We start from the raw sequence: 13,269 nt of genomic DNA, 5'->3' as shown, positions 1-13,269 counted from the left end.
CCTGTGCTGCCTGCTAATCTTGGCGGCAACAAATCCTATGGAGAGGAAGCCATGACCGTTCCCGCCGTCCTCAAGGGTCGCCTGTCGCTGCCGGTGATCGGCTCGCCGATGTTCATCGTCTCCGGGCCGGAGTTGGTGATCGCCCAGTGCAAGGCCGGTATCGTCGGATCCTTCCCGGCGCTGAACGCCCGCCCGGCCGAGATGCTGGAAGAATGGCTCAAGCGCATCACCACCGAACTGGACGACTACCGCGCCAAGCATCCGGACAAGCCGGTGGCGCCCTTTGCCGTCAACCAGATCGTGCACCAGTCCAACGACCGCCTGCAGCATGACGTGGAGATGTGCGTCAAGTACAAGGTGCCGATCGTCATCACCTCTCTGCGTGCACCCAACGAGGTGGTCGACGCCATCCATTCCTATGGCGGCATCGTGCTGCATGACGTGATCAACATCCGCCATGCCAAGAAAGCACTGGAAGCTGGTGTCGACGGCCTGATCCTGGTCTGCGCCGGCGCTGGCGGTCATGCCGGCACGCTCAGCCCGTTTGCACTGGTCTCCGAGGTGCGGCAGTTCTTCGATGGGCCGATTGCGCTGTCGGGGTCGATTACGCATGGCAGCCAGGTTCTGGCTGCGCAGGCCATGGGCGCTGATTTCGCCTATATCGGCACGCGCTTCATTGCCACCGAGGAAGCCAATGCCATGCCGGACTACAAGCAGATGCTGATCGATTCCGCTGCCGGCGACATCGTGTATTCCTCGCTGTTCACCGGCGTACACGGCAATTACCTGAAGAAGAGCATTGTCAAGGCCGGCATGGATCCGGATAACCTGCCGGAAGCCGACAAGACCGCGATGAGCTTCGGCTCGGGCGGCAGTTCGAAGTCCAAGGCCTGGCGCGACATCTGGGGCGCTGGCCAGGGCGTCGGTCTGATCGCGGATTCTCCGCCAGTGGGCGAGTTGGTTGCTCGCCTGAAGCGCGAATACGATGCGGCCAGGGCCGGCCTGCTGGGCGGGAGCGCGGCGCTGGCGGCGGAGTAGTAAACGGTTCTCGTCTGCGTTGACCATCTGCTAAGATCGGCGTCATAACAAAAGACGTCGGGAGAAGCAGATGGCCAAGCGCTACGAGGAAGTCTACGCCGCGGCGATGGCCGACCCGGAGGCCTTCTGGGCGCAGGCAGCCGAGGCGCTGCACTGGACCAAGCGCTGGGACAGCGTGTTGGATGCCAGCAACGCACCGTTCTTCCGCTGGTTTTCCGGTGGCGAATGCAACACCTGCTATAACGCGCTGGACCGCCATATCGAGGCCGGGCACGGTGATCGCGTCGCGCTGATCTATGATTCGCCGGTCACCAACACGGTGCGGCAGTTCACCAATACCCAGTTGCGCGACCGCGTGGCCAAACTGGCTGGTGCGCTCAAGGCCCATGGCGTGCAGAAGGGTGACCGCGTCATCATCTATATGGCGATGACGCCCGAAGCGGCCATGGCCATGCTGGCTTGTGCGCGTATCGGCGCCATCCATTCGGTGGTGTTCGGCGGGTTTGCGCCGCGCGAACTGGCAACACGCTTTGACGATGCAAAACCGAAGCTGGTGATTGCCTCATCCTGCGGGCTGGAGCCCGGGCGGGTGGTGGAATACAAACCGCTGCTCGACCAGGCCATCGATCTGGCGGCGCACAAACCCGAAACCTGCCTGATTTTCCAGCGCCCGATGTATCGGGCACCGCTGGTCGAGGGGCGCGATTTCGATTTCGATACGGAAGTCGATAAAGCCGAACCGGCGGATTGCGTGCCGGTCAAGGCGACCGATCCGCTGTACATTCTCTATACCTCGGGCACCACGGGCATCCCCAAGGGCGTCGTACGTCAGAATGGCGGTCATATGGTGGCGCTGCACTGGTCGATGAAAAACGTCTACGGCATGAATCCCGGCGACGTCTATTGGGCTGCGTCGGATGTCGGCTGGGTGGTCGGGCATTCCTATATCGTCTATGCGCCGCTGCTCTATGGCTGCACCACCGTGCTCTACGAGGGCAAGCCGGTCGGCACACCCGATGCCGGCGCCTACTGGCGGGTGATCCAGCAACATAAGGTGGCGGCGCTGTTTACGGCGCCGACAGCCTTCCGGGCGATCAAGAAGGAAGATCCGAAGGCCGCGCTGCTGAAGAACTATGACCTGTCGCATTTCCGCACCCTGTTCCTGGCCGGCGAACGTGCCGATCCCGATACGGTGAAATGGGCGGAAGACAATCTGAAGAAGCCGGTGATCGATCACTGGTGGCAGACCGAAACCGGTTGGCCGGTGGCGTCGAACTGCATGGGCATCGAGGTGCTGCCGGTCAAGCATGGCTCGCCGACGCGGATCGTCCCTGGCTACGACGTGCGCGTGATCGATGACGATGGCCAGCCGGTGAAGGCCGGCGATATCGGCAATATCGTGATCAAGCTGCCGTTGCCGCCGGGTTGCCTGCCGACGCTGTGGAACAACGACGAGGGCTTCCGCAAAAGCTATCTCAACCGCTTTCCGGGTTATTACAATACCGGCGATGCCGGTTTCATCGATGAGGATGGCTACATCTACATCATGAGCCGCACTGACGACATCATCAATGTCGCCGGCCATCGCCTGTCCACCGGTGGCATGGAAGAGGTGCTGGCTTCGCATCCCGATGTGGCGGAATGCGCCGTGGTCGGTGTCGCCGATCCGCTCAAGGGCCAGGTGCCGCTCGGCTTCGTGGTGCTGAAGGCCGGTGTGGTCAAACCGGAAGACCAGATCCAGCGCGAACTGGTTCAGCTGGTGCGCGAGAGAATCGGCCCGGTGGCAGCCTTCAAGCAGGCCGCCGTAGTGAAACGGTTGCCGAAAACCCGTTCGGGCAAGATACTGCGCGCCACGATGCAGAAAATTGCCGACGCGCAGGACTATCGCATGCCCGCCACGATCGACGATCCCGCCATCCTTGGCGAGATCAGCGAGGCCCTGCAGCCGCTCGGCTATGCCAGACGGGACTGACGGGTGAACCCACAGCGTCTGCGTGACGGGCTGGCCGCCTTTGCGGTCTATCGCGACCGCCGGGTCCTGGCCATTGTGGTTCTCGGTCTTGCCTCGGGCCTGCCGCTGGCATTGACCGGGCAGACGCTGCAGGCCTGGCTGAAGGATTCGAATGTCTCGCTGCAGTCGATCGGGCTGTTTGCCCTGGTCGGTGTGCCCTACACCCTGAAATTCCTCTGGGCGCCGCTGGTCGATCGCCTGCCGTTGCCCGGGCTGACGCGCTGGCTCGGGCGCCGGCGCGGCTGGCTGATTTTCGCGCAGGCCCTGCTGATGGCGGCGATTGTCGCCCTGGCGTTCAGCAATCCGGCGCATGCCCTGGCCGTCACGGCGCTCTGCGCTGTCGCGGTGGCCTTCGCCTCTGCCACCCAGGACATCGTGATCGATGCCTGGCGCGTCGAGATTCTGGAGGAGCGCCAGCTTGCCGCCGGCGCTGCCGCCATCGTCTTCGGCTACCGGGTTGGCATGCTGGTCTCGTCGGCCGGCGCGCTCTACCTGGCCGACCGTTTCGCCTGGCCGCTGGTTTATCTGGCGATGGCGGCCATCCTGCTGATCGGTGTCATCACCGTTCTGCTGGTGGCCGAGCCCAAGGCGCAGCCGCGCGGCGATGCCGAGCGCCGTTTCGCCGAGGCCCAGGCCTGGCTGCAGCAGCGTCCGCATCTGTCCGGCGGCACGGCGCGGCTGATGGCCTGGCTCTATGCCAGCGTCGCCGGCCCCTTCCTGCAGTTCATCAGCCGCCGTGGCTGGATCGGCATCCTGCTGTTCGTCATGCTGTTCAAGCTGGGCGACAGCCTGGCTGGCGTGCTGGCCACCAGCTTTTACCTCGATATCGGATTCACCAAGAGCGAGATCGCCGAGATCGGTAAACTCTATGGCTTCGGCGCCACCATGCTCGGGTTGTTCCTCGGTGGCTGGCTGATGCAGGCCGTCGGGCTGTACCGGGCGCTCTGGGTTTGCGGCATCCTGCAGATGGGGTCAAACCTGCTGTTTGCCGTTTTGGCCATGCGCGGCCATGACCTGTGGTTCCTGGCGCTCACCGTCGGCGTCGAAAACCTGGCCAGCGGCATGGGGACGGCAGCCCTGGTCGCCTATCTCTCGGCGCTCTGCGATGTGGCCTATACCGCCACCCAGTATGCCCTGCTGTCCTCCCTGACAGCGGTGGCGCGGACGGTCCTGTCCTCCTATGCCGGCTTCCTGGCCGAGGCCATGGGCTGGCCGGTCTTCTTCCTGCTCACCACCCTGGCGGCCCTGCCCGGGCTGATTCTGCTCGCCTGGCTGACCCGGCAGGGGGCGGCGACTCGGGTGGAGCCGGGACAGGGTAAACCTGCCCTGGCGGCCGAGGACTGATTCCGGCTCGCAAAACCCGCCAATTTTATGTCAGATTTATTTCGCCTATTCCCTACATATGGGCGCCGGCTTTACGCTGGCAGCTAGATGTTTCTCTCGGGAGTGGTTTTTAGTATATGTGTCATATATTTGACACGATTGCGTCATGGTGTGTGGCGATAGTCCGGAGCATGAATATGCAATTGCCTCTCCCCGTTCCATCGGCCCTGACGGCTACACGTCCGGCGCGCAGCGGCTGGCATTGCGTCTCGGCCGACGGACGTTTTGAGGTCCGGCTGACTCGCAGCCAGGACGACATCGCGGCAGCGCAGCGGCTGCGCTATCAGGTTTTTTACGAGGAAATGGCAGCCCAGCCTTCGCCGGAAATGGCGCGCCTCGGCCTCGACTTCGACCAGTTCGACCGGCTCTGCGATCACCTGATGGTTTTCGACCGCAGCCGCCCCGAAGGTGAACAGGTGGTTGGCACTTATCGCCTGCTGCGCCGGACCATGGCCGAAATGCATGGCGGTTTCTATTCGGCCTCGGAATACGATCTGCAGCCGATGCTGGATTACACCGGCCTTGGCGGCGGCCTGCTCGAACTGGGCCGGTCCTGCGTACATCGCGACTACCGCACCAATGCGACGATCCAGCTGCTCTGGCGCGGTATTTCCACCTATGTCGCCGATCATGGCATCAGCTTCATGTTCGGCTGCGCCTCTTTCCCCGGCACCGATCCGCAGCAGCATGCGGTGGCGCTCAGCTATCTGCATCACAACCACCTGCCGCCGCCGGAATGGCGCGTCCGCGCCCTGCCCGAGCGTTTCGTGTCGATGAACATGATGGCGTCCGATCAGGTCAGCCCACGCGCCGCCCTGCATGCGCTGCCGCCGCTGATCAAAGGCTACCTGCGACTCGGCGCCTATATCGGCGATGGCGCGGTGATCGACCATCAGTTCGGCACCACCGACGTGTTCATCCTGCTGCCGGTGGACCGGATCGCGCCGAAATACCAGAACCGCTTTTCGGCCGATGAAGGCCTGGTGCAGACCGAATATCACGCCTGATTTCGAGGCACTCTCGAATCTGACAGAGCGGCACCCATTGTGGGTGCCGCTTTTGTTTGCGTAACATCGCTCCTGAGGAAACAACCCGGGGCGACCATGAATCTGGCGCATCTGCTGCACCGCGCGGCGAAGGTATGGGGCGAGCGGCCGGCTCTCTCTGTCGGCGACACCGTCCGGCACAGCTATGCCGATTTTGGCGCCCGGGTGCCGCGGCTGGCAGCCGGCCTGATCGCTGCCGGCCGCCTGCAGCCGGGCGATCGTGTCGCCTTGGTGCTGAAGAACTGTCCGGAATACTGGGAGCTGATGCTTGCGCTCTGGCATGCCGGCCTCGCCGCCGTGCCGATCAATGCCAAACTGCATGCCCGCGAGGTCGCCTGGATTCTGGACAACAGCCAGGCGAAGCTGGTAGTCGCCTCGGCTGCGTTCGCCGAAGACCTCGCGCCACTTGCCAAAGACATCCCGACGCTGCAGCGGCTGATCGTCGCCGAGGATGCCGAATTCGCAGCACTCTATCGGGCGGAGCCGGTCACCATGGCGCCGGTTTCTCCCGGTGACTTGGCCTGGCTGTTCTATACATCGGGCACCACCGGCCGGCCCAAGGGGGCGATGCTGACCCATGCCAATATCTGGTCGGCGACGATGAACTATTTTGCCGATGTCGATCGTATCGATCCGCAGGACTGCATGATCCATTGCGCGCCGATCAGCCATGGCTCCGGCATGTATGGCGTGCCGCATCTGGCCCGCGGTGCCAACCAGATCGTGCCGGCATCGGGCGGTTTCGATCCGGCCGAGACGCTGGACCTGATCGCACGCTGGCCGGGCGCCAGCTTCTTCTTCGCCCCCACCATGGTGCATCGCCTGATCCATGCGCCGCAGATCGCCTCGGCCAATACGGACAACCTGAAGACCATCGTCTATGGCGGCGGGCCGATGTATGTGGCCGACCTGCAGGCGGCGCTGGCGGCGCTGGGCCCGAAGCTGGCGCAGATCTACGGCCAGGGCGAAGCGCCGATGACCATCACCGGCATGGACAAGCGGATGCATCTGGATGACGGCCATCCGCGCTACCTCCAGCGGCTGGGCTCGGCCGGCGTGGCCCGCACCGATGTGGAGGTGCGCGTGATAGATGCCGACGATAATCCGCTGCCGGCCGGCGAGATCGGTGAAATCATCTGCCGCGGTCCGGTGGTGATGGCTGGCTACTGGCGCAATCCGGATGCCTCCGCGCAGACCCTGCGCAATGGCTGGCTGCATACCGGTGATGTCGGCAGCTTCGATGAAGACGGCTACCTGACCCTGAAGGACCGCTCCAAGGACATGATCATTTCCGGCGGCAGCAACATCTACCCCCGCGAGGTGGAGGAGGTTCTGCTGCAGCATGCTGACGTCAGCGAGGTTTCCGTGGTCGGCAAGCCGCATGCCGATTGGGGCGAGGAGGTGATCGCCTTCGTGGTGCCGCGCGATGGTGCGCAGGTGACGCCCGAGGCGCTGGACCGCCTCTGCCTGGATCATATCGCCCGTTTCAAGCGGCCCAAGCAGTATCGCTTCGTGCCGGCCCTGCCGAAAAACAATTATGGCAAGGTGTTGAAGACCGAGCTGCGCAGCGTTCTGCAAAAGGAAGACTGAGTTGTCCGATCTCATCTACATCACGGAACATGCCCGCAAGACCCCGGAAAAGCCGGCGCTCATCATGGCCGAGACCGGTGCGGTGACCACCTTCGGCCAGCTGGAAGCCGCATCCAACCGCGCCGCCCAGCTGTTCCGCAGGCTGGGGCTTTTACCGCGCAGCCATATGGCGCTGGTGATCGAGAACCGGCCGGAATTCTTCGAGGTCTGTTTCGGCGCCGATCGTGCCGGCTTGTACTACACCCCGATCAGCACGCGGCTCAGTGCGCCCGAGATCGCGCATATCGTGAGCGATTCCGGGGCGCGTGTGCTGGTGATTACCGACGAGTTTCGCGAGATGGCCGCCGAGTTGCATCAGCTTTGCCCGGCTGTCGAGCGGTTCTACATGATCGGGGCCATGGTGGATGGCTATGAGAGCTGGGAAGCGGCCACAGCCGCGATGCCGGCGGTGCCGGTGGCCGACGGGCTGCAGGGCCGCGACATGCTGTATTCCTCGGGCACCACCGGCAAGCCCAAAGGCATCAAGCGCACGATCACCGGCGATCCGGTCGGTGCGCGCAGCTATTTCGTCGACAACGGCTACAGCCTCTACGGCTACGGGCCGGACATGGTCTATCTCTCGCCGGCACCGCTCTATCATGCCGCACCGCTGCGCTACTGCATGCTGGTCTCGAAGGTGGGCGGCACGCTGGTGATTATGGCGGGCTTCGATGCGGAAGCGTCGCTGAAGCTGATCGAGACATACAAGGTCACCCACTCCAACTGGGTGCCGACCATGTTCGTGCGCATGCTCAAGCTCCCGCCGGACGTGCGCATGCGCTACGACCTGTCGTCGCATCGCGTCGCCATTCATGGCGCCGGGCCGGTCTCGCAGGCAACCAAGCAGCAGATCATCGACTGGTGGGGTCCGATCCTGTTCGAATATTATGCCGCTTCCGAAGGCAACGGCATGACCTTCATCACCAGCGAAGAGTGGCTGACCCATAAGGGTTCGGTCGGTCGCGCCACCATCGGCGAGCTGCATATCGTCGATGACGAAAGCGGCGAGGAACTGCCGGCCGGCCAGTCGGGCCTGGTCTATTTCGCCAAGGGCCAGCCCTTCACCTATCACAACGACGACGGCAAGACGCAGCAGGCCTTCAATGACAGGGGCTGGAGCACGCTCGGCGATGTCGGGTATCTCGATGCCGAAGGCTATCTCTACCTGACCGACCGCAAGGCCTTCATGATCATTTCCGGCGGCGTGAATATCTATCCGCAGGAAGCCGAGAATGTGCTTATCGAGCACCCGAAGGTCGCCGATGTGGCGGTGATCGGCGTGCCGAACGAGGATTTCGGCGAAGAAGTGAAGGCGGTGGTGCAGCCGGTCGACATGAAGGATGCCGGGCCGGCGCTGGCGGAAGAACTGCTGGCCTTCTGCCGACAGCATCTGGCCTCGATCAAATGCCCGCGCTCGGTGGATTTCGAGGAAACCCTGCCACGGCACCCGACCGGCAAGCTGTACAAGCGGCTGATCAAGGATCGCTACTGGGGCAACCGCACCAGCCGCATCGTTTAAGGCTTCGCGGCCCCCGGCATGCCCTTCGAGGTCGAATATTCGAAATGCAGCGGCTGGCCATCATGCAGCAACGGGTAGATGGCATGGGCCGCTGAGGCCGCCTCGGCGAAGCCGGTCAGGATCAGCTTGAGCTTGCCGCGATAGGTCGCCACGTCGCCGATGGCGAAAATACCCGGCACCGAGGTCTGGCAGCTGGCCGGATCGACCGGCAGATGGTGACGGTCGAGGTCGATGCCCCAGCCGGCAATCGGGCCGAGATCGCTTTTCAGGCCGAAAAAGGCGAGCAGGGCGTCGGCCGGCAGGCGCTTCTCGTCGCCATCCAGCGACTTGATGCGCACGCCGGTCAGCACGTTGTTGCTGCCCTCCAGCGCATCGAGCTGATAGGGCACCACGATATCCAGGCCATGGCCGTTCAGTGCGCGCAGCTTGGCCACGCTGTCGGGTGCGGCGCGGAACTGGTCGCGGCGATGCACGAACCAGATTTGCTGTGCCACGCCATGCAGTGCCAGCGCCCAGTCGATGGCGGAATCGCCACCACCGGCAATCACGATGCGGCGACCGCGGAAATCGTCGGGCCGGCGCACCAGGTAATGCACGCCACTGCCGCCGGGCTGGCCTTCATATTCTTCGATGTTGCCGAGCGGCGGGCGGTTGGGACCGAAGGCGCCGGCGCCGGCGGCGATGATCACGGCGCCAGCCTCGATCGCGATGCCTTTGGAGGTGGTCAGCCGGAAGCCGCCCTTCTCCAGCCGCGCCAGCGCATCGACCCGCTGGCCCAGATGATAGACGGGGGCGAAGGGCGCGGCTTGCTGCTCCAGCTGCTCGACCAGACCGGCACCGGAAATCTTCGGGAAGCCGGGAATGTCGTAGATCGGCTTGTCGGGATACAGCGCACTGCACTGGCCGCCGATGGCGTCGAGCGCGTCCACCACATGACAGCGCAGACCGACCATGCCGCATTCGAAAATGGCGAACAGGCCGACTGGGCCGGCGCCGATCACGACAACATCAGTCTTGTGCAGCATGGACAGCATGAATCCGGAGAAACAAGGCGGAAATATGTAACGATTTCAGGCGTCCACCGCTAGCCGCCGCGGTCCTGGCCCGGCCTGCCCGGCGCCAAACCGGGCCAAACTTGTCCAAACCGAGCCAAACTTGTCCTGTTTTGGCCAAACCGGTCCAGCCCCAGCCTGGTTCCGCCAGCCCGCCCGGATCGCGGCGGCTGGCGACCTCAGCCCATATAGGGAACGGCGGTGCAGAATCCAGCCCCCCGCGGCCGCCGAGCGGGCCGTGTCATCATATCCACGTAACCGGAAAATCACTGCCCGGCGGCCCGTAAACTCTGTCGTTATGCAGGGTGACAAATACGGAATCCAGTCATGCTCATGCAGTTGAAACACCGGGTGTTCAGTTACGAAGATGCGGGCGGCAGCGCCACGATCGCCCATCCTCGCCTGCGCGCGCTGTTCGATTTGTGGGACGCCCGGCGCGGCACCCGACAGGCACCGCCGCGCAGCGATTTCTCGGTCGAGGACCTGCGTCCCTGGCTGGGGCATCTGATGATTCTCGACTGTCTCGATAACGACGATTTCCGCTACCGACTCTATGGCACCGACCTAACGATCCTGTTCGGCTTCGACCTGACCAACCGCGTGGTCAGCGAAACGGCCGAGATGATTGGCGACAAGCCGCTGCAGGAATACCGCCAGGTCTGCCGCATCGGCGCGCCGGTGCATGCCTCGCGCATCAGCCCCTCGGCGCGCGAGCATCTTCAGGTCGACAAACTGGCCCTGCCGCTGATGGAGGGCGGCGTGGTCACCAAGATTCTCGGTGCTCTCTATCGTTCGGATGATGCGGCGTGAACAGGGATGACTCGCGCAGAGACGGCGGAGGAGCAACCACGGTGTCCGAGATAGGCGGAGCGGATCGCGAGCCGCTGAACAGCGCCATCTGGAATCCGCAGCCCTCGGATTGCCAGGGCGAGGTGGCGCGTGAAATTCTTGATTACTGGCTGCACAAATGCCGCGGGCGCAAGATGCCGGCACGCGCCGATCTCGATCCGCTGGAGATGCGCCGGGCACTGGGCCAGATGGTGATGATCGAAATCCATCGCGAGCCGCTGCGATTCCGCACCCGGCTGGTCGGCACCGAGCAGGCCAAGAAGCGCGGCTTCGACTTCTCGGCCCGCTGGCTCGACGAACTGCCGGAAGATTATCGCGCTGTGGTGCTGCCGCGGGCGGAAGCCGTGGCGCTGCGCGGGGAAGCGGTCTGTTCGCGCATCCGGCGCAAGCTGGACAACCGCTGGATGGATTACGAGGCGCTGTGGCTGCCACTGGGCGCCGATGGCGATACCGCCACCATGATTATGGTCGTGCAGACCTTCTTCTAGAGCGCCGGTTTTTTCCGCGCCGGCAGCGACATCGCCGCCACTCCCACCAATACGAAAACCAGGCCGATCCCTAAGGTGGACGACAGCGTCTCGCCCAGGAACAGCACGCCGATGCCGACGCCGATCGGGATGCGCAGATAGGCCTGCGAGGTGGTCCCCACCGAGCCGAGCGTGCGCACCAGCCGGAAATAGATGGTGAAGGCCAAAGCCGTGGACAGCACCGACAGGCCGAGCAGCGCGCCGATGGAGGCCTCCGAGGGCGTGAGCGTCCAGGGCCGGTCGACGATCAGGCTGAGCGGCACCAGCATGACGGCGCCGCAGAGCATCGAGCCGGTGGCCGGCACCATGGAATCGAGATGCTTGAAGTTATGGCCGTAGATGGCGGCGGCGCCATAGAACAGCGAGGCCAGTAGCATGGCGAACTGGCCCCAGAGGTCGTTGCCGAGCTGGGTGAGCGCGCCGATGCCGATAATGAAGCAGATGCCGAGCATGCCGGTGACCGTGCCGAACAGCTTGCGCGCCGTCACGGCTTCATGGCGGGTGATCGCCCAAGTCAGCAGGAAGGCGAAGATCGGCGTGGTGGAGTTCAGGATCGTCGCCAGGCCGGCATCGATGCGGGTTTCGGCCCAGGCGATCAGTGTGAAGGGCAGCACCGAATTGAGGCAGGCCTGGATCGCCAGGCTGCGCCAGATACGCGGATCGCGCGGCAGCCGGATGCCACGCAGCCGCATCACCAGCAGCAGCACGGCGCCAGCGATCACCGTGCGGGCGGCGATCAGGGTGATCGGCGGAATGGTGGCGACGCCGACCTTGATGAAGGTGAAGGACGCGCCCCAGAGCGTGGCCAGCACCGCCAGCAGCAGGAATTCGATGGCCAGCGAACGGGGCTGGGCAGTGGTGGCAGTGTGGGCGGTCATTCTGGCGACTCGTGGCGGGAGCGAAACTGACAGCACCATGCCATGTCATCATCACCGGGTCAGCCGGCGATCCTACGGTACCGGCCGAAGTATTGTCGGGATGCAATCGGACGTGACTTGTGAGGCCATCGATGTTCAGACCCTCATCCCAACCCTCTCCCACAGGGTGGGAGAGGGAGAGCCCCGACGCGAAGCGGCGGGAGGGTGAGGGCAGCTTCAGCGCTTCGGCGTCACCAGGATCTTGCCCTTGCGGCTGTCACGGCCGGCATGGGCCAGCGCGTCCTTGATCTGCTCCAGCGGATAGGTGGCTTCCACCGCCACTGAGATCGTACCATCGGCGACATAGCCGGCCAGTTCGCCATAGACCTTGGCCATCTCGTCGGGTTTCGCCGTGGCGAACCAGCGCGCCAGCCAGAAGCCGCGCAAAGCGATATCGCGGAATACCACATCGCCCGGCGGCATGGCGCAGGGCTCGCCCGACATCATGCCGTAATTCACCACCGTGCCGCCTTCGGCCAGCGCCCGACCAATACGACCGGTGGCGGCGCCCGCCACTGCATCGATGCCGAGCTTCGGCCTCGCCTCGCCGGTGATCGCCGCCACGCGTTTCGCCAGGTCGGGCCCATCGACCAGGACTTCGTCGCCACCGGCTTTCTTCAGGTCAGCCACCTGATCCGCGCGCCGCACCACGCTGATGCTGCGCAGGCCCATGCGTTTGGCCAGCGCGATGACATTCTGGCCGACGCCGGAATTGCCGGCATTCTGGATCACCCAGTCGCCCGGCTGCAGCGTGACGAAGTTTTTCAGCATCAGCAGGGCGGTGGGCGGATTGACCGTGAGCATGGCGAGTTGCAGCGGATCGGCCTTGGGCAGCGGGAACAGCTTGGCCGCCTTGGCGATCAGGCTGCTGCGCCAGTTGCCGCGGCCGGCGAACAGCAGCAGCACGCGGTCGCCGGCTTTCAGATGCGTCACGCCATCGCCAACCTTGCGCACCAGCCCGACGCCTTCGCCGCCGGCCATCACCGGCAGCGGCGGCGGCGCGGCGCCGTATTTGCCTTCGAACTGCAGCAGATCGGCCGGGTTGATGGCGGAAGCCTCCACATCGATCAGCACCTCGCCCGCAGCCGGTTCGCCCGGATCGGGCAGGTCGATCAGTTCGACGACCTCATGGGCCTTGCCGAAGGTGGAAAAACGGACGGCTTTCATGGCGCGATCTCCCGGGGTTTCATGTCCGGACATTTATGGCGCAGATCGCGCGGGGCAAGCCAGCCCTTGGCGAACTCCGGAGTCCGGCTGACGCAACGTCAACATGGAAAGCTTATGATGGAATCCCCATG

The 13,269-nt window shown here is 64.2% G+C and carries 11 protein-coding genes; 8 read left to right on the top strand and 3 right to left on the bottom strand.

Annotation, left to right across the window (positions count from 1 at the left end; translation table 11 throughout):
- Window positions 1–51 precede the first annotated feature (51 nt).
- The 6 genes from AC1ROT_RS05295 to AC1ROT_RS05270 all read left to right on the top strand — a co-directional run bounded on the left by AC1ROT_RS05295 (window position 52) and on the right by AC1ROT_RS05270 (window position 8,626).
- A complete protein-coding gene (locus tag AC1ROT_RS05295) occupies window positions 52–1,038 on the top strand; it encodes an NAD(P)H-dependent flavin oxidoreductase (RefSeq protein WP_492997612.1) in 987 nt (328 codons plus the stop codon).
- A 70-nt stretch (window positions 1,039–1,108) separates the two neighbouring features.
- Window positions 1,109–3,010, top strand: coding sequence for a propionyl-CoA synthetase (locus AC1ROT_RS05290; protein ID WP_492969713.1), 1,902 nt, complete (start codon window positions 1,109–1,111; stop codon window positions 3,008–3,010).
- A gap of 3 nt (window positions 3,011–3,013) precedes the next feature.
- Window positions 3,014–4,393, top strand: coding sequence for an AmpG family muropeptide MFS transporter (locus AC1ROT_RS05285; RefSeq protein ID WP_492997611.1), 1,380 nt, complete (start codon window positions 3,014–3,016; stop codon window positions 4,391–4,393).
- 176 nt (window positions 4,394–4,569) lie between these two features.
- On the top strand, window positions 4,570–5,439 hold the full coding sequence (olsB, locus tag AC1ROT_RS05280) for a l-ornithine N(alpha)-acyltransferase (protein ID WP_492969715.1): 870 nt from the start codon (window positions 4,570–4,572) through the stop codon (window positions 5,437–5,439).
- A gap of 96 nt (window positions 5,440–5,535) precedes the next feature.
- Window positions 5,536–7,068: an acyl-CoA synthetase gene (locus AC1ROT_RS05275; RefSeq protein ID WP_492997609.1), complete on the top strand. Its 1,533-nt coding sequence runs from the start codon at window positions 5,536–5,538 to the stop codon at window positions 7,066–7,068.
- Window position 7,069: 1 nt separating this feature from the next.
- Window positions 7,070–8,626 (top strand): acyl-CoA synthetase, encoded by a 1,557-nt coding sequence (locus AC1ROT_RS05270; protein ID WP_492997607.1) that lies wholly within the window; start codon window positions 7,070–7,072, stop codon window positions 8,624–8,626.
- On the opposite strand, the gene AC1ROT_RS05265 is transcribed toward AC1ROT_RS05270, so the two are convergent.
- Window positions 8,623–9,660: an NAD(P)/FAD-dependent oxidoreductase gene (locus AC1ROT_RS05265; protein ID WP_492997605.1), complete on the bottom strand. Its 1,038-nt coding sequence runs from the start codon at window positions 9,658–9,660 to the stop codon at window positions 8,623–8,625. The two genes, AC1ROT_RS05270 and AC1ROT_RS05265, sit on opposite strands and share 4 nt — an antisense overlap.
- A gap of 345 nt (window positions 9,661–10,005) precedes the next feature.
- On the opposite strand from AC1ROT_RS05265, the gene AC1ROT_RS05260 reads away from it, so the two are divergent.
- Both AC1ROT_RS05260 and AC1ROT_RS05255 read left to right on the top strand, forming a co-directional pair.
- Complete coding sequence (locus AC1ROT_RS05260; RefSeq protein ID WP_492969719.1) at window positions 10,006–10,488, top strand: PAS domain-containing protein; 483 nt, start codon at window positions 10,006–10,008, stop codon at window positions 10,486–10,488.
- A 41-nt stretch (window positions 10,489–10,529) separates the two neighbouring features.
- Entirely contained in the window at window positions 10,530–11,015 is a 486-nt protein-coding gene (locus tag AC1ROT_RS05255; RefSeq protein ID WP_492997603.1) for a PAS domain-containing protein, read from the top strand.
- Here AC1ROT_RS05255 and AC1ROT_RS05250 read toward each other — a convergent pair.
- Both AC1ROT_RS05250 and AC1ROT_RS05245 read right to left on the bottom strand, forming a co-directional pair.
- Complete coding sequence (locus AC1ROT_RS05250) at window positions 11,012–11,932, bottom strand: DMT family transporter (protein WP_492997602.1); 921 nt, start codon at window positions 11,930–11,932, stop codon at window positions 11,012–11,014. The two genes, AC1ROT_RS05255 and AC1ROT_RS05250, sit on opposite strands and share 4 nt — an antisense overlap.
- Window positions 11,933–12,148: 216 nt before the next feature.
- The gene (locus AC1ROT_RS05245; RefSeq protein ID WP_492997601.1) at window positions 12,149–13,138 is read right to left on the bottom strand and encodes a zinc-dependent alcohol dehydrogenase family protein; all 990 of its coding nucleotides are present in this window, start codon (window positions 13,136–13,138) and stop codon (window positions 12,149–12,151) included.
- Between the last annotated feature and the right edge of the window lie 131 nt (window positions 13,139–13,269).

The organism is Ferrovibrio sp. GW821-FHT12E11, from assembly GCF_058806975.1.
The sequence above is the reverse complement of the archived record's forward strand: the minus strand, read 5'-3'. Positions and strand labels throughout refer to the sequence as shown.